The 17,012-nt window shown below is 71.3% G+C and carries 11 protein-coding genes and 1 pseudogene; 11 read left to right on the forward strand and 1 reads right to left on the reverse strand.

Going from position 1 to position 17,012, the window contains the following annotated elements; all coding sequences use genetic code 11:
* The first annotated feature begins 20 nt into the window (after positions 1 to 20).
* The 9 genes and pseudogenes from QA802_RS14120 to QA802_RS14160 all read left to right on the forward strand — a co-directional run.
* A complete protein-coding gene (locus QA802_RS14120) occupies positions 21 to 1,538 on the forward strand; it encodes an acyl-CoA synthetase (RefSeq protein ID WP_334534618.1) in 1,518 nt (505 codons plus the stop codon).
* On the forward strand, positions 1,535 to 2,977 hold the full coding sequence (locus QA802_RS14125) for a carboxyl transferase domain-containing protein (RefSeq protein WP_334521980.1): 1,443 nt from the start codon (positions 1,535 to 1,537) through the stop codon (positions 2,975 to 2,977). The genes QA802_RS14120 and QA802_RS14125 overlap by 4 nt, the downstream gene beginning before the upstream one ends.
* 81 nt (positions 2,978 to 3,058) lie before the next feature.
* Complete coding sequence (locus QA802_RS14130) at positions 3,059 to 3,430, forward strand: CU044_2847 family protein (RefSeq protein WP_334521983.1); 372 nt, start codon at positions 3,059 to 3,061, stop codon at positions 3,428 to 3,430.
* A gap of 88 nt (positions 3,431 to 3,518) precedes the next feature.
* Entirely contained in the window at positions 3,519 to 5,042 is a 1,524-nt protein-coding gene (locus QA802_RS14135) for an FAD-binding protein (protein ID WP_334521985.1), read from the forward strand.
* 160 nt (positions 5,043 to 5,202) lie between these two features.
* Positions 5,203 to 6,240 carry a rod shape-determining protein gene (locus tag QA802_RS14140; RefSeq protein ID WP_319168550.1) on the forward strand — a complete coding sequence of 346 codons (1,038 nt, stop codon included), beginning with the start codon at positions 5,203 to 5,205 and terminating at the stop codon, positions 6,238 to 6,240.
* Between the two features lie 289 nt (positions 6,241 to 6,529).
* Positions 6,530 to 7,645, forward strand: coding sequence for a glycoside hydrolase family 5 protein (locus QA802_RS14145; RefSeq protein ID WP_334521988.1), 1,116 nt, complete (start codon positions 6,530 to 6,532; stop codon positions 7,643 to 7,645).
* Between the two features lie 230 nt (positions 7,646 to 7,875).
* The gene (locus QA802_RS14150; protein WP_334534620.1) at positions 7,876 to 8,724 is read left to right on the forward strand and encodes an LLM class flavin-dependent oxidoreductase; all 849 of its coding nucleotides are present in this window, start codon (positions 7,876 to 7,878) and stop codon (positions 8,722 to 8,724) included.
* A gap of 101 nt (positions 8,725 to 8,825) precedes the next feature.
* Complete coding sequence (locus QA802_RS14155) at positions 8,826 to 9,263, forward strand: HflX-like GTP-binding protein (RefSeq protein ID WP_334521991.1); 438 nt, start codon at positions 8,826 to 8,828, stop codon at positions 9,261 to 9,263.
* A 151-nt stretch (positions 9,264 to 9,414) separates the two neighbouring features.
* A pseudogene (locus QA802_RS14160) lies at positions 9,415 to 9,717 on the forward strand (IS200/IS605 family accessory protein TnpB-related protein); the annotation flags it as partial.
* 227 nt (positions 9,718 to 9,944) lie between these two features.
* Here QA802_RS14160 and QA802_RS14165 read toward each other — a convergent pair.
* On the reverse strand, positions 9,945 to 11,453 hold the full coding sequence (locus QA802_RS14165) for a ricin-type beta-trefoil lectin domain protein (protein WP_334521993.1): 1,509 nt from the start codon (positions 11,451 to 11,453) through the stop codon (positions 9,945 to 9,947).
* Between the two features lie 877 nt (positions 11,454 to 12,330).
* On the opposite strand from QA802_RS14165, the gene QA802_RS14170 reads away from it, so the two are divergent.
* Together QA802_RS14170 and QA802_RS14175 are read left to right on the forward strand one after the other, a co-directional pair.
* The gene (locus QA802_RS14170; protein ID WP_334521995.1) at positions 12,331 to 13,764 is read left to right on the forward strand and encodes a glycoside hydrolase family 43 protein; all 1,434 of its coding nucleotides are present in this window, start codon (positions 12,331 to 12,333) and stop codon (positions 13,762 to 13,764) included.
* A 98-nt stretch (positions 13,765 to 13,862) separates the two neighbouring features.
* Entirely contained in the window at positions 13,863 to 16,889 is a 3,027-nt protein-coding gene (locus tag QA802_RS14175; protein WP_334521998.1) for an MGH1-like glycoside hydrolase domain-containing protein, read from the forward strand.
* Positions 16,890 to 17,012 lie beyond the last annotated feature (123 nt).

Genomic DNA, 17,012 nt, shown 5'->3' on the forward strand with positions numbered 1-17,012 from the left:
GTGCCGTGTCGCACCGTCCCGTGTCGTCTCTCTTCCCCGCCTTGACGGACGATCCGTCCGGCCGCCCCGCCCTGCGGTTCGGTGAGCGTTCCCTGTCCTACGCGGAGCTCGCCGGGGCGACCCGCGCCGTCTCCGGACATGTGCGGGAGGCGACGGGCGACCGCCCGGAAGCGCGAGGCCGGGAGCGGGCCCGGGAGCGGGGAAGGGTCGCCGTGTGGGCCACACCCGCGCTGGAGACCGCCGTGGGCGTCGTCGGCGTGCTGCTCGCCGGGGCGGCCGCCGTGCCGCTGAACCCGAAGTCGGGCGACAAGGAGCTCGGGCACATCCTGTCCGACAGCGAGCCGAGCGCGGTGCTCGCGGCCTCCGGCGACGAACTGCCCGAGCCGCTGCGCACGTTGCCGCGGATCGACGTCGACGTGGCCGAGCGCGGCGACGCGGGTCCGTCGACGGCCGGCGCGCCGCAGGACGACGAGCCGTCGGACGGCGAGGAGCCCGCCCTCATCGTGTACACCTCCGGCACCACCGGGCCGCCCAAGGGCGCGGTCATCCCCCGCCGGGCGATCGCCACGACCCTGGACGCGCTCGCCGACGCCTGGCAGTGGACCGGCGATGACGTCCTCGTGCACGGGCTGCCGCTGTTCCATGTGCACGGGCTGGTGCTGGGGGTGCTCGGGCCGCTGCGCAGGGGCGGGTCGCTCCGGCACCTCGGGCGGTTCGACACGGAGGGCGTGGCACGGGAGCTGACCGACGGCGCGACGATGCTGTTCGGGGTGCCGACGATGTACCACCGCATCGCCGAGGCCCTGCCGTCCGACCCCGGGCTCGCCGAGGCGCTCGCGGGGGCGCGGCTGCTGGTGTCCGGTTCGGCCGCGCTGCCCGTGCACGACCACGAGCGGATCGCGGCGGCCACCGGGCGGCGGGTCATCGAGCGGTACGGCATGACGGAGACGCTGATGAACACCTCGGTACGGGCCGACGGGGAGGCCAGGGCGGGCACCGTCGGGGTGCCGCTGCCGGGGGTGGAGCTGCGGCTCGTCGAGGAGGACGGGACGGTGGTGGAGGCGTACGACGGGGAGAGCGTCGGCGAGATCCAGGTACGCGGGCCGAACCTCTTCACCACCTACCTGAACCGGCCGGACGCCACCGCCGCCGCCTTCACCGCCGACGGCTGGTTCCGCACCGGCGACGTGGCCGTCCGCGACCCCGACGGGTATGTGCGGATCGTCGGACGCAAGGCGACCGATCTCATCAAGAGCGGCGGCTACAAGATCGGCGCGGGCGAGATCGAGAACGCCCTGCTGGAACATCCCGGGGTGCGGGAGGCCGCCGTCACCGGGGAGCCGGACGCGGACCTCGGAGAGCGGGTCGTCGCCTGGGTGGTGCCGGCCGATCCGCAGTCGCCGCCCGGTGAGCGCGAGTTGGCCGACCACGTCGCCCGTCGTCTCGCCCCGCACAAGCGGCCCCGCACGGTCCGCTACCTGGACGCCCTGCCCCGCAACGACATGGGGAAGATCATGAAGCGGGCGCTGCCGGCATGACGGCACAACGAGTGAGCGCGCGGGAGTTCATCGCCCTGGTCGCCGACGCATTCGACGAACTCCCGCGCGTGGAGCGGGAGTCACGTCCGGACGGGCCGCTCGGCTGGCCCGGCTACGACGCCTCGCGTGAGCGCGCCGCCCGGCGGACCGGCGAGTCGGAGTCCGTGGTCTGCGGCGTCGCCCGCGTCGAGGGGGTCCGCGCGGTGCTGATCGCCTTCGAGTTCGGCTTCCTCGGCGGCTCGCTGGGCGAACGCACCGGCGACCGCCTGGTCGCGGCGTACGCCTACGCCCGCGAACACCGGCTGCCGGTCGTGCCGTTGGTCGCCACCGGCGGCAGCAGGATGCAGGAGGGCATGCTCGCCCTCACCCAACTCCAGCGTGTGGCACGGGAGTCGGCGCTGACCCGGGAGGCCGGGCTGGCGCAGATCGCGGTCCTGCGGGATCCGACGACCGGCGGCGGCTGGGCCACCCTTGGCGCGGGGGCCGACGTGGTGCTGGCACTGCCGGGCGCGCAGGTCGGCTTCGCCGGCTCACGGGTACGTCCGCCGGACGCCGACCCGGCCGCCTACACGGCGGAGGCGCAACTCGCGGCGGGCGCGGCGGACGCGGTGGTGCCCGTGACGGAACTGCGGGACGTACTCGGCCGCTGGCTGCGCCTTCTGAAGGGAACAACACCGCACACCGCGGCCCCGCACGCGGCCGTGCCCGGCCCGCAGGCCCCGATGGAGCCCGTCCCCGGCCCGCAGGCCCCGGCGGAGCCCGCCCCCGTGCCGCGCGCCCTCGGGGCGACGGATCTGCCGCGCACCGGCCGGGACGCGGTGCGGCGGGCCCGTTCGCCGCGACGGCCGCGCGCACAGGCCTACTTGGACGCCTACTTCACCGACCGGCTCGCGATCTCCGGCGACCGGTGCGGCGGCGCGGACCCGGAGGGGATGCTGTGCGGCTTCGGCCTGCACCAGGGCCGTACGGTCGCGTACGCGGCGCAGACCGGGGCGGCGACCCGGCCCGCCGGGTACCGCACGGCCGCCCGGCTGATCCGGCTCGCCGGCCGGCTCGGCGTCCCCGTGCTGACCCTGGTGGACACGCCGGGCGCGGCCAACGACGCGGAGGCGGAGCGGCAGGGCGCCGGCGCGGCGATCGCGGACCTGTTCGGCGCGGTCGCCACCGCCCGCACGCCGCTCACCACGCTGCTGATCGGCGAGGGCGGTTCCGGCGGCGCGCTGGCGCTGGCCGCGCCCGGCCGCACCTGGGCGACGCCGGACAGCTATTTCTCCGTCATCGCACCGGAGTCGGCGGCGGCGATCCTGAAGCGGCCCCCGCAGGAGGCCGAGGCGACGGCGGACCAACTGCGCCTGCGGCCCCAGGACTTGGCGGAGCTCGGGGTGATCCGCACCGAACCGGTACCCGGAACGCAGGACAATCACGTGCACCGTCCGTGACAATGCAGGTGCGCAGAGCAGCGGCGCGGGAGGGGCGTCCGCGCGGAACACGGCTAGGGCGAACGGGATTACGGGGGAAGCGTGGACGGGCTGGTGGAGTTCAGGACGGACGACGGCGTCGTGGTCGCCGTGGAGGCGGCCGCGGAGGGGCGGCAGGGTTCCCGGCTGGTGGCCCGCGGCGACGGGACGGTGCAGGCGGCCCGCACCTTCGAGAGTGCCCTGGAGGGCGTGCGCGCGGCCGCCGAGTCCGCGCTGCGGGTGTTCCGGGACGGGACGTTGCGACCCGACGGCGTCGAGATCGAGTTCGGCGTGAAGCTGTCGGCGGAGTCGGGCGCGATCATCGCCAAGGGCACCGCGGAGGGACACCTCGTCGTGAAACTGACCTGGTCCCCCTCCTCCGACTCCCCCTCGGCCCCCTCCTCCAACTCCTCGTCCGGCCCCTCCGGGGCATGAATCGCGGGCGGACCACCGGCGTGCGGTGAACTGCCTTAGGCTGTCGGGGTTTTGAGGATTTCATGAAGATCGAGAGGTGGAATTGCGCATGCCCCGCATACCGTCCAGACGTACCGTCCTGCGCGGACTCACGGTCACCGGAGCGGCGGTGGCCGCCTTCGACACCGCGTCCCGATCCTGGGCCGCGACCGCCGCCGAGTCCGAGACCGCCGCCGGGTCCACCGCATCGGCGTCCACGACATCGACGTCCTCGACCCTCGCCAAGGTCCCGCGGCTGGACGGCACGCTCCTCACGGACGCCTCTTCGCTCACCGCCGCCGCCGACGACTACGGGCACATCGTGCACAACCGCCCGGCGGCGGTCCTGCGCCCGGGCTCGGTGCGCGACGTCGTCACCATGATCCGCTTCTGCAACGACCACCGGCTGCCGGTCGCGCCGCGCGGTCAGGGGCACTCCCCGTTCGGCCAGGCGCAGGCACCGGGCGGCCTCGTCATCGAGACCACGCCGCTCGCGGGCATCGGCTCCGTGAACACGGCGTCCAGGACGGTCACCGTGGGCGCGGGCGCCAAGTGGAGCGCGGTCGCCCGGGCCACCCTCGCCCACGGTCTCACCCCGCCCGTGTTCACCGACTACCTGGAGCTGTCCGTCGGCGGCACGCTGTCCGTGGGCGGCCTCGGCGGCCAGGCCCACCGGGTCGGCGCCCAGGTCGACAACGTGACGGAACTGCAGGTCGTCACCGGCGCGGGCGAGCTGGTGCGCTGCTCGCCGTCCCGGCGGCCCGACCTGTTCCGCGCCGTCCTGGCCGGCCTCGGCCAGTGCGCCGTCATCGTCGAGGCCACGCTGCGCCTGGTGCCCGCGCCCACGACGGTCCGCCGCTACCAGCTGACCTACAGCGACCTGGCGACCTTCCTCGACGACCAGCGCATGCTCGTCCGGGAGGGCCGCTTCGACTACGTCGAGGGGCAGGTCCAGGCGGACGCCACCGGCGCGTTCGGCGTCCACGTCCTGGAGGCGGTGGCCTACGGCCCGCCGGTCGGCCCGGTCCCCGACGACACGGCTCTGCTGCGCGGCCTGCGCCACGACCCGGCCACCGCGCACATCGTCGACCAGCCCTACTACGACTTCCTCGACCGTCTCGCCCCCGTCATCGCGGCCATGAAGGCGGCCGGCATCTGGGGCTTCGCCCACCCGTGGCTGAACCTGATGCTCCCCGGCGCCTCCGCCGCGGCGCTCGCCACACAGGTGCTGGACGGGCTCACCCCGGCGGACGCCGGCCCCGGCGCCGTCATCCTCTTCTACCCCCTGCTGCGCGAGCGCCTCACCACCCCGCTGCTGCGCACCTCCGACGACGACGTGTCGTACCTCTTCGACATCCTGAGCGCTGCCGCTCCGGACGACACGGCCGCCGTCGACCGCCTCCTGGCCGTCAACCGCTCCGCCTACGACACGGTCGCCGCGGCCGGCGGCACGCACTACCCCGTCGGCAGCATCCCCCTCACCCCCGCGGACTGGCAGGCCCACTTCGGGCCGGCGTGGGCGGGCCTGCAGTCGGCCAAGTGCACCTACGACCCGCGGGGAGTCCTGGTCCCGGGCCAGGGCGTCTTCGGCTGAGGGAACCGACACACGCGCGGGCCGGTGCGGAAGAACCCCCATTCAGCCGCGCCCCGCCCGGCCCACCTGAGAAGGCGGCCCCCTCCGCGTCCCCGCACGATGTGGAGGGAGGCCTGCCGACCGGCGGCCCCCACGGTCTGTGCTCTCGGGAGGACCTGCCATGACCGCCAGTCTGGAGCAGCTGCGCCGCTGCCACTTCGCCGTCGACCTGGGAGCGGCGCGGACGCGGGTCTATGTGAAGGGGGCCGGGCTGGTCGTCGACCAGCCGTCCGCCGCCGCCGTGAACACCCGCACCGGCGCGCTGATCGCGGTCGGCGAGTTCGCCGAGAAGATGACGGGCCGCACCCCGGACTACATCCGCGTGGTGCGCCCGGTCTCCGGCGGCACGGTCGTCGACATCGAGATGGCGCAGCGCATGCTGCGCCATCTCATCGGCGACAAGATCCGCCGACAGCTGCGCCGCAAGCCGTTTCTGCGGGCCGCGGCCTGCACCCCGCACGACGCCGACCCGCTCGCCCAGCGGGCCGCGATCGAGACGCTGGTGGGCCTCGGGTCCCGGCGCGTCGAGCTGGTCGACACCCTCATCGCCGCCGCCGTGGGCTGCGGACTGCCCGTCGAGCGCCCCGAGGCCACCATGATCATGGTGTGCGGGGCCGCCGCGACGCAGGTCGCCGTGCTCTCCCTCGGCTCCATCGTGACCGCCGAGCGGATCCCGGTCGGCGGCGAGGCCGTGGACCACGCGATCGTCCAGCACCTGCGTCACGAGCACGAGCTGATGCTGCCCAGCCAGTCCGTACGGCCGCTGCAGCTCGCCCTCTCCGGCAACGGCCTCACCGCGCAGGGGCCCGCGTCCACCGAAATCCACGGACGGGACGTCGCCACCGGCCTCGCCCGTTCCGTGCAGGTCGACACCGCGGCCGTCCGCGACGCGATCGAGACCCCGTTGACCGCCGTCCTGGACGGCATCGGCAGGGTGCTGCGGGAGTGCCCGCCCGACCTGGTCGCCGACCTCGCCGACCGCGGGATCATGATGGTCGGCGGTTCCGCGCTGCTGCCCGGCTTCGACCAGATGCTGCGGCAGGCCACCGGGATGCCGGTGCACATCGCCGAACGCCCCGACATCTGCGCCGCCCAGGGCCTGGGCGCGATGCTGGAGGGCAAGATCGAACCGCTGACGCTCGACCCCTTGGGCGCCTGAGACGGCCCGGACCGCCCCGCGCCCCGCTCCGCATGCCCGGCTGCGGGCGCCTCGCCGCGGGGCCCCGGCGGTCCAGCCGTCTTGGGCCCAGCGGCCCAGCGGCCCCACCCGCCCCCACGGCTTTACCCGCGTTACCCGTGCGAAACCTTGACGATCACCTGGCCGGGTGCCACGATTCCGGCGCCGCCATGTTTACGTAAACATCCACCATCGCAGGGGCGCGAAAGGTGTCCCGAGTTCACCGCGGTGCTCGATGTTTACGTAAACATCGTCTTGAAAGGGCATGTAGATGCGCCAGACCCCCACCGCAGCGTCCTCCGCCGCCCCCCGCCTGCGCGCCGCCTTCGCCGCGGTCGCCTTCGCCGCCGTCACCGGCGCGACCCTGGCCGGCAGCCCGGCCTCCGCCTCCCCCGCCTCTTCCGCCGCCCCGGCTTCCCCGGCCTCCGCAGCGCACCACGGGTCCCGGCCGGCCGCGGACACGACCCAGTTCAAGGGCGTGAACTGGGCCGATCCGCGCGACAACTTCGCCGACGACTACCTCCAGCTGTCCGGCCTGTCGACCAAGGACACCTACCGGCAGACCTACGCCAAGTCGAGCCGGATCATCGCCGCGTTCCGCGCGAACCTGGGCGCGAACACCGTGCGGCTGCCGATCAACCCGTACACGGTGAACGGCGCGTACTGGAAGTCGTACCGCGGAGTCATCGACGCGGCCTCCGACCAGGGCTTCAAGGTCATCGTCTCCTACTGGGAGGGCACGGGCACGCAGAAGGACGGCTTCATCGACGACACGGCCGCCTACTGGCCGATGTGGAACACCGTCGTCAAGGCCTACAAGAACGACAAGCACGTCTACTTCGAGCCGATGAACGAGCCGCACGGCTACACCGACGCGGAGTGGGCCGACATCGCGGCGAAGTGGCTGTCGACGTACTCCAAGGTGCCGCGCAACCGCGTCTTCGTCAGCGGCGCCGGCTACAACGACCACGTCACCACGGTCTGCGCGGACCCGCGCCTGAAGGGCACGTACCTCTCCCTGCACCACTACGGGTTCTGGAAGGACTACGCGACCTACGACCAGTGGGTGGCCGACCTGAAGGTGCGCATCGGCGACTGCGCGAGCCGTACCGTCGCGGACGAGTTCGGCGCCCCGATGACGACCGGCCTGAACTACAACGTGAAGACGCCGGACGACAACTTCGTCAACTTCATCCAGGCCGTCACCGACACCTTCCGTGAGCTGAAGATGGGCTCGGTGTACTGGCCGGGCCTGCGCACCGACGACACCTACTCGGTACAGACGCTCGTCGGCCCCGCCGCCCGCCCCTGGCTGGCCACCACCAACCAGTCCGGCGCCGACCGCCTCGCGTGGGCCTGGGGCGGCGGCAAGCCGGTCAAGAACTGACCGCAAGCCGCCACCCCACCCACCCCGCTCCCCCCACTCCCCCCACTCCCCCCACCCCGGAGGCTCCGTCCCGACGCTCGTCGGTACGGAGCCTCCGCGGCCTGACAGGAAGTAGGTTCCGAGCCATGACGAACACGCCGAACGACTCGAACGACTTGGACGACTTGGACGACTTGGACGAGGCGAACGAGGCGAACGAGGCGAACGAGGCGAACGTACGCATCGGCGTCATGTACGACCGCGACTGGGCGCCCGATGGCCTGCCCGGGTTCGCGCGGGAGGCCGAGGCGCTCGGCGTCGACGACCTGTGGGTGGTCGAGGATCTCGGATGGAACGGCGGGGTGTCCGCGGCCGCCGTGGCGCTGGGAGCCACCGAACGCATCCGGGTCGGCATCGGCATCGCCCCCGCCCCGCTGCGCAGCCCGGCGCTGCTGGCCATGGAACTCGCCACGCTGGCCCGGGTGTTCCCCGGACGGCTGGTCGCCGGGATCGGCCACGGGGTGCGGGGGTGGATGGAGTCGGTCGGCGTGGCGCCCCGGTCGCCGCTGGCCCTGCTGGAGGAGACGATCACCTCCGTGCGCGCACTGCTGCGCGGCGGGCGGGTCGAGCTCGACGGCCGCGAAGTGCGCCTGGACGGAATTGCGTTGGTGCATCCGCCGGCCCAGGTCCCGCCGGTGGTCGCGGGCGTCGTCCGGCCCCGCTCCCTGGAGCTCGCCGGACGGGTCGCGGACGGCGTCCTGATCGCCGAGGGCCACGGCCCGGGCGACCTGGAGAACACCCGGGCCCTGACCGCCAAGGGCGGCGCAGGACCCGACCACACCCTGACCGTTCTGTCGTTCACCTGCGTGGGCGACGACGCCGACGACGTCGCACGCACCCTGCACCCGCACACCGAGGGCCACGGCGCATGGCTCGGCCGCCCCCAGAAGGAGGTGTTCACCGTCTCCGGCACACCCGCACAGGCCGCCGCCGACGTCCGCGCCCTGCACGCCTCCGGCGCGGACACCGTCGTCCTGCGCATCGTCGGCCCCGAGCCGCTCGAACAACTCGCGACGCTGCTGACGTCCCTCGGACGCTGAGACCGCACACAACCGCAGGCAGGATGATCCGCGCACGCGGCGCGGTCGGCCACCAGAAATGCGGTATCGCTGCAGGTAGCCAGGCATCTAGCCTGTGGTCCGTGCATCAGCCCCGAAGACGCGACCGGCGCCTGGCCCGCCGTGTGCCGCCGGGGCCGGCCCGGCGCCCGGCGTCCCTGCACACGGTCACGGGCGCTGATGTGGTCCTGGTCGGCTTTTTCTCCGCGAAGCAGAAGGACTTCGAAACGGTGATGGCGTCGGCGGCCACCGAGCTGGCAGCGTGCGGCGCCCGGGTCGTCGCGCAGACGGTGCAACGCCGAGGCGTCTCGGACGGCGGCGTCCGGAAGATGGGCCTGCCCTACTCCTCGCGGACTCTGCTGAGCTACGGCAAAGTCCGTGAGGTAGCTCAGGTCTGCGACCGGGCCGGGGCCGACGCAGTGGTCTTCGTCGCCTCCCTGACCGCCCGCCAGCAACGCACTCTGACAGCCATGCTCGGCCGCCCCGCCGTGAGTCTTTCCCACATCCTCGCCGCCGACTGACCGCTCAGGAGATCCAACACGCGCTGGCTGACGCTCGCCACCGAGCAGGCCCACTACCCGTTCAATGCATCGAATGGGTGACCTGCGCGGGTGGTGCTCGTTGCTCATGGCGACGGGTTCTTCGGGTGGCTTCGGGCCGGGGGTGACAGGGGTGGGTGAGCTGCGGAGTGTCGCGGCGTCGTTCGTCGTTCCCGGTCCGTCCGGTGTGGCCGTCCGGACCCGCCTCAAGTCCCTGACGCCCGGGGATGGGAAGGTGCTGCGTCTGATGGGTGCGCATCTGGGGTCGCCGGCGGCGAAGGACCTCAAGGCGCGCTGCCGGGACGGTCTTTCGCATTCCGGTGAGGCGTGGGCGGTGAGTAGGCGGGAGCTGACGCCGTTGTCGTCTTCGCGGTGGGCGGGGGCGATCACCAAGGCCACGCACGACCAGTGGGCGCTGGCCCGCCGCTGCCAGTCGGAAAGATCGGCCACACCGGGCCGGACCTGATCGACAGGACCCTGGTCCCGACCCGGCTGATCGTCCGCGCGAGCACCGGAGCGCCGCCGCCCTCGCCGTAAGAAGCGTCGCCGCCGTCGCCGTAAAAGAGAGCGCCGCGGCGCTGAACCATGCGTTACGGGCCCGGCGAGAGAACTCGCCGGGCCCGTACGCGCCGGATCAGCCGCCGGGGGCGGCAGGCGCCGCCGTCAGCTCCTCGCCCACTGCTGGTTGGTGCTGCCGTTGCAGTGCCAGACGTCCACCGAGGTGCCGTTGCCGGTGCCCGCGCCTGCCGCGTCCAGGCAGAGCTCCGGGTTCGCGACGCTGGTCACCGAGAGGTCCGCGTTCACGTTCCACTGCTGTGCCGCCGCGCCGGTGCAGTCGGAGATGACCACCGGGTCGCCCGCCGTGGCTCCGGTGCCTCCCACCGTCATGCACTTGTTGCCGTACACGGTGAGCTGCTTGTCCGCGTTCCAGTTCCAGGACTGGTTGCCGCCGGCGTTGCAGTCCCACAGGTCGAGCTGGGTGCCGTTGGCCGTGCTGAAGCCGGGCACGTCGACGCAGCGGCCCGAGCCCACTCCGCGCAGGACCTCACCGGGAGGCGCGGGCGGCAGGTCGTTGACGGGCGCGGTCCTGCCGAAGCCGTAACCCCAGCGCAGCAGCGCGACGCCGGTGGCGCTGTTGTCCACCAGGTTGCCCTTGGCGTCCAGCGACTCGATCGAGTAGGCGTCGCCGAACCTCAGGCCCGGCCAGTACACCAGTCCCATCCCCTTGCTGCGGGCGGTGTTCGCCACGGCCGCGAGGTACGAGGTGTAGATGTTGCCGTTCCACGCGCCGTAGTTCAGACCGATGGTCATCGGGGCGCCGGCCTCGTCGATGATGGTCCGGCCGGCGTACTTGCCGATACGGGCTTCGAGGTCGGCGGTCCAGTCCGACTGCTGGGTGTAGCTGTTCCAGAACCCGTAGAAGTGCAGCGACAGCAGCGTCCCGCGCAGCGCGCGGGCCGCGCCGACGCCGGTGACGTTGTCGTTGTAGCCGGTGCCGCTGATCACGACACGGCCGCGCGGGACGTCCTTGTGCTGGGCCAGCCAGCCGCTGGTGACGGACACCCACTGGTCGAGGGTGTAGCCGTGCGGCTCGTTCATGGGCTCGAAGTAGACCCGCGGGTTGTGCCGGTACTCCCGGACCACGGTGTTCCACATCTTCTTCCAGGCGGCCGTGTCGTCGACCAGGCCGTCCTTGCTGGTGTCGGCCTCCCAGTAGCTGACGATGACCTTGTCACCGTGGGCCGTGGCGGCGTCGATCGTCGCCCTGTACGACTTCCACCAAGTGGTGCCCACGGTCGCCGGGTTGATCGGCAGGCGCAGTGTGTTGGCGCCCAGGTTCTTCTTGAAGCCGCTCACCATGCGGACCGTGGTGCGGTACACCGTGCGGTAGTCGTCGGTCACCTTCAGCCCGCTGGGCACCACCGCGTCGCCGGCGTAGTTGTCCCGCGGGTCCGCCCAGTTCACCCCGCGGAAGTCACTGGTACCGCCCTTCGGCGCGGACTTGTCCGGCGCGTACGAGCCGGCTGAGGCCTTGCCGGCCGACTGGGCGGCCTGCGGGGCGGCCGGCCGGGCGAGGGCGGGTGCGGGGGCGGTCAGCAGCATCAGGGCCGCGCCGAAGCCGGCCATGAGCACACCGGCCGGTCTTCTCGACCTCCTCGAGGTCTTGGTCATGTCGTTCTCCAGTGACGGGAATCGCGGGGAGGGAGGCCGGAAGGCGGGTTCGTCGCCCGAGCCGAGGCGGTGAGAAACCGGGTCCGGGTCCAGGTCCGGTCCAAATCCGGGTCCGGATGCAGGCACTCGGGCCCGTGTGAACCGGCCATGGTTACGTAACCATGGCCCGGACACTGGCACGCCACCGGCACCGGTGACAAGAGGCATCGCCCACGTGAAAACCCGTCGAGGCCGACGACTTCGACGTTCTCGGAACCGGCGGGACAGCACCGTCGCCGCCCGGGCGGGCCCCGACGGAACCGGCTTCACCGGTCTCTTCACCGATGCCTTCGTCGAACCCTTCGTCGAACCATTCACCGAAGTCCGTCGCCGAACCGGTTCGCGCGCGGAGGGGAAGGTAGGAGGTGACCGTGCAGGCGCCCCGACGCGTCGCGCGCGCCCCGAAGCACATCGCCACCCTCGTGGCAGCGACGCCGCGCGCCGACTCCCCACATCCACACCCACCGCGCCCACCAGGCAGAACGGCGCGCGCCACCCGCTGCCGAAGCCGCACCCCGCAGCCCGGAGCCGCGCCGGGACGGTACGTCCGCCGGGGGCGCGTCCATCAAGTGCGCCCCCCGCTCCGCCCCCTCGGAATTCCCGGACGTCGGAGGTATTGACGCGTCCCACCTCCCGCCTTTAACGTCTGCCCGACCTTACGAACACTGTGCGATATTTCGGACGCCTTGCCCCGGCTGGACAGGGAAGTCGACTGCGCAGATCTTCTTGGTCGAGGACCGCGACGACACCCCTCACGCGACACATTTCGCGCGACAGCGGTCACCACCAGGCCGAAACCGGGCCGATGCAGACATCTGCAGAACGACAGGAGACGTACATGTCCGCGCTGCGCGCACGGCTGTCGGCGATATTGGTCGCCGCGTGCCTCCTCTTCACAGGCCAAGCCCTGACCACACCGCAACCGGCGGCCGCCGCCGACCCCGGCTACCTGATGGTGCACTTCACCGGGGAGGGCTCGACCAACCAGCAGATGTACCTCTCGCACAGCACGGACGGCGTGCACTGGAGCGACCTCAACGGCGGCGGGATGGTCCTGCGGTCCACGGTCGGCACGAAGGGCGTGCGCGACCCCGCGTTCGTGAGGTCTCCCGACGGCAGCAAGTACTGGATCGTCGCGACCGACCTGTGCATCGACTGCGGGCAGACGTGGAGCCAGTCCATCAACAACGGCAGCCGCAACCTCGTGGTGTGGGAGTCGACGGACCTGGTCACGTGGTCGCAGCCGCGACTGCTGGACGTGGCCGGCGCGATCCCCGACGGACGCAACGCGTGGGCGCCCGAGGCGATCTGGGACCCGGCCAGTAACGACTACATCCTGTACTGGGCGACGAACGTGCCCCTCAACGGCGCGACGAAGCACCGCATCTACTACGCCCACACCAGCGACTTCCGCTCCATCAGCACCCCGCAGAGCTACATCAGCCGCCCCGGAGCGCAGGAGATCATCGACACCCAGATCATCGAGGTGCCGGCCGGCGTCGGCAACTACCGCTACGTCCGGGCCTCCGGCGACGGCCAGATCACCCTCGAGGGCAGCAACTCGATCCTCGGGACGTGGACCAACCTCGGCAACCTCTCCGGCATCGGCCTGACCGGATCGATGGTCGAGGGCCCGATGTGGATGAAGTTCAACGGCACCAACAAGTGGGCCCTGTACCTCGACCAGTACGCCACCAGCGGCGGCTACATGCCGGTCCTCACGACCGACCCCTCCAACCCCGCCGCCTACCAGAAGCAGGCGTCGAGCAGCTACAACATGGGCGGCACGAAGAAGCGCCACGGCTGGATCATGAACCTGACGGCCGCCGAGGAGAGCCGTGTGCTCACCCGCTGGCCCAACACCCCGGCCAACCGCCTCCAGTCGTACAACTTCCAGGACCGGTACGTGCGGCACACGAACATGGACGTGCGCATCGACCCGAACGTCAGCCCCGCCGACGACTCCCGGTTCCGGATCAGGACCGGTCTCGCGGGCACCGGCACCGTCTCCTTCGAGTCGGTGAACTTCCCCGGACACTTCCTGCGGCACTCCAACTTCGACTTCCAGCTGGCCTACAACGACGGCAGCAGCCAGTTCGCCCAGGACGCGACCTTCCGCCAGGTCGCCGGACTCGCCGACTCCACCTGGTCGTCCTTCCAGTCGTACAACTTCCCCGACCGCTACATCCGCCACTACGCCTACGAGCTGCGGCTGGATCCGATCACCAACGCGACCGGACGCGGCGACGCCACCTTCCGCGTGACGAGCTGACCCGACCGGGATGGAATGCCGGCGCTCCGCGGACGAGCGCCGGCATTCGCGACCCCGCACTCCGATCCACCGCACCAGTACCGATGGAGATCCCGGTAATGCGTCAACGATCCAGATCCCGCAACCGCCTGGCGGCCGCCCTGTGCGGCTCGTTGCTGTCGACGACCCTGCTGGCCGTGGGCCCGGGGGCCACCGCCGCCCAGGCGGCCGACGACCCCAACGCCGTCGCGCTCGACAAGGACGCGATCCTCGCCGCCAACCAGCTCGACGAGCGGCAGTGGTACAAGGACAACATCCCGTTCCTCGACACGCCCGACAACGACATCGACGACGTCTACTACTACCGGTGGAGCACCTACAAGCGTGCGCTCCGCTACACCGTGCCGGGCACGGGGTACGTGTCGACCGAGTACGACGTGCCGATCGGCTACGCCGGCAACCCGTACACGGCGCTCCCGGACGCGGCCGGCTACCACCTGCTGGACGGGCGCTGGCTGCACAACCGCGACTACGCGGGCGACTACCTGGACTTCTGGCTGCGCGGCGCGGGCAAGTCGGGTGCACGCAACTTCAGCGAGTGGATCACGAGCGCCGCCTACCAGCGCTATCTCGTGACCGGTGACGCCGCGCAGATCAAGTCGGCCCTCCCCCACCTCATCGCCCTGTACAAGGGGTGGGACTCCAACCTCACCACCGACATCACGGTGAACGGCACCCAGTCGACGAGCGACCTCTACCACCAGACGCCGCTGTCCGACGCCACGGAGTACACCGAGACGTCGATGCACAGCAGCAACTGGTTCAGCGGCGGCCGCGGCTACCGGCCCACGATCAACGCGTACATGTACGCCGCCGCCCAGTCGATCAGCAAGATCGCCACCATGACCGGGGACACGGCGACCGCGAACGACTACGACGCGAAGGCGGCGCAGCTCAAGTCCGCGGTGCAGAACTCGCTCTGGGACCCGCAGCGCGCCTCCTTCATGCAGGTCTACAACACGGACGGCACCAACGGCGCCCTGAAGGAGACCAGGACGACGTGGCGGGAGCTGATGGGCTACGCCCCCTGGGCGTTCGAGCTGCCTGACGCGCAGTACTCGTCGGCGTGGAAGCACCTGACGGACGCCAAGAAGTTCAAGGCGCCGTTCGGGCCCACGACCCTGGAGCGGACGCACGACTTCGAGGCCGAGCAGGCCGCCGTCACCCACGCCAACACCCACGACACGACGTCCGCCTCCAACGGCAAGTACGTCGGCCAGATCGACTTCGACGACAGCTCGGTCACCTTCACCGTGGACGCGCCCGGCGACGGCACGTACCCGGTCACGGTCTACTACGCCAACGGCACGTCCGGCACCTCGACGCACAACGTCGTCGTCAACGGTGACACCGCCCACCCGGTCACCGTCAGCTACGCGCCCACCGGCAGCTGGGGGAGCTTCTCGGAGTCGAAGTCCGTCACCGTGCAGGTTCCGATGAAGACCGGGGCCAACACGCTGAAGTTCGCCAAGGGAACGAGTTTCGCCGAGCTCGACCGCATCGCGGCGAACCCGTACTTCAACTACCAGGCGATTCCCGCCCAGCAGAACCGCGACGACGCCAACTGCTGCCACTGGAACGGCCCGAGCTGGCCCTACCAGACGAGCCAGGTCCTCACCGGCATGGCGAACCTGCTCCAGGACTACCCGGCGCAGAGCTACGTCACCAAGGCCGACTACGCGACCATGCTCGCCCAGTTCGCCGACCTCCAGCACAAGGACGGCAAGCCCTACATCGCCGAGGCCGCCAACGGCGACACCGGCGACTGGATCTACGACGGGCTCAACTTCAGCGAGAACTACAACCACTCCAGCTTCAACGACCTCGTCCTCACCGGCCTGCTGGGCATCAAGCCGCAGGCGGGCAACACGCTGGTGCTGAAGCCGCTGATCCCGGCGAACTGGGACTGGTTCGCGGTGGAGAGCCTGCCCTACCACGGGCACACCTACTCGATCCGCTGGGACCGTGACGGCACCCACTACGGCAAGGGCAGCGGTCTGCAGGTCTTCCAGGACGGCCAGCGCGTCCTGCAGTCGGCGACCCTCGGCAACACCACCGTGAACGTGGCCGCCCCGGTCACCCAGGCGCAGCCCGCGCGGATGATGAACGTGGCCGCGAACCCGCTGACCGCCGAGCAGGACTGGCTGGGCCGCGCCGTCACGCAGCCCTTCCCGAAGGCCTTCGCCTCCTACACCAACACCGTCTCCAACGGCCCGCACTGCCACAGCGGCCAGACCTGCAAGCCCACCACCTTCGACGCCCCGCTGCGGGCCACCGACGGCTGGATCCGCTACGACAAGACCCCCGACGACCGCTGGACCAACTCCGGCTCGCCGAACACCACCGACCACCTCGGCGTCGACTTCGGTGCGCCGCGGAAGATCAACGAGGTGAAGTTCTACACCTACGACGACGGCGCGAACATCCGCGTCCCGGCGAGCTACACGGTGCAGTACCTCGCCAACGGCTCGTGGGTGAACGTCCCGAACCAGACGAAGAGCCCGGCCGCACCCGTCGCCGACAACGCCAACGAGGTGACCTTCCCGACGATCACCACGTCTCAGTTCCGGGTCCTCTTCACTCCGCAGGCCGGCAAGTTCGTCGGCGTCACCGAGCTGGAGTCCTGGTACCCGGAGACCCCGGCCGTGAAGATCGTCAACAAGAACAGCAACCTGGAGCTCGGCATCTCCGGCTCCTCGATCAGCCCCGGTGGCGCCGCCCAGCAGCAGACGGCCGACAGCTCGGCCAACCACCACTGGACGGTCGTCCCCGCCGAGAACGGCTACTACAAGATCTTCAACACCAACAGCGGTCAGGTCCTCGGCATCAAGGACGCCTCCAAGACGGCCGGCGCCATAGCCCTGCAGTGGGGTGACACCCTCACCGCCGACCACCTGTGGTCGCTGGTGGACGCGGGCAACGGCTACTGCAAGATCGTCAACAAGAACAGCGGCATGGTCCTGGGCGTCCAGGGCATGTCCACCGCGTCCGGCGCCACGGTCCTGCAGTGGGACGACAGCGGCACCGCCGACCATCTGTGGCGCCTCGTCACGGACGACGGATCCACCCCGTTCGCCACCTCCTGACGGGCTCTCCCCCGCCGCGGCGGCGTCCCCGACGCCGCCGCGGCGGACCAGGAACAGTGCGGGAGCCTCGGCGACGCTCCCTGCGGCGGTCCCGGCGTCCGGGTCCCGTCCGGCCCACGCGGG

The organism is Streptomyces sp. B21-105 (assembly GCF_036898465.1).
Taxonomy (GTDB): Bacteria; Actinomycetota; Actinomycetes; order Streptomycetales; family Streptomycetaceae; genus Streptomyces.

Bases quoted from the DNA above. Each gene is read 5' to 3' on its own strand.
- QA802_RS14150 (WP_334534620.1), top strand. From the start codon at position 7,876: ATGTACGACCGCGACTGGGCGCCCGATGGCCTGCCCGGGTTCGCGCGG.
- QA802_RS14140 (WP_319168550.1), top strand. From the start codon at position 5,203: ATGACCGCCAGTCTGGAGCAGCTGCGCCGCTGCCACTTCGCCGTCGAC.
- QA802_RS14135 (WP_334521985.1), top strand. From the start codon at position 3,519: ATGCCCCGCATACCGTCCAGACGTACCGTCCTGCGCGGACTCACGGTC.
- QA802_RS14175 (WP_334521998.1), top strand. From the start codon at position 13,863: ATGCGTCAACGATCCAGATCCCGCAACCGCCTGGCGGCCGCCCTGTGC.
- QA802_RS14170 (WP_334521995.1), top strand. From the start codon at position 12,331: ATGTCCGCGCTGCGCGCACGGCTGTCGGCGATATTGGTCGCCGCGTGC.
- QA802_RS14125 (WP_334521980.1), top strand. From the start codon at position 1,535: ATGACGGCACAACGAGTGAGCGCGCGGGAGTTCATCGCCCTGGTCGCC.
- QA802_RS14165 (WP_334521993.1), bottom strand. From the start codon at position 11,453: ATGACCAAGACCTCGAGGAGGTCGAGAAGACCGGCCGGTGTGCTCATG.
- QA802_RS14145 (WP_334521988.1), top strand. From the start codon at position 6,530: ATGCGCCAGACCCCCACCGCAGCGTCCTCCGCCGCCCCCCGCCTGCGC.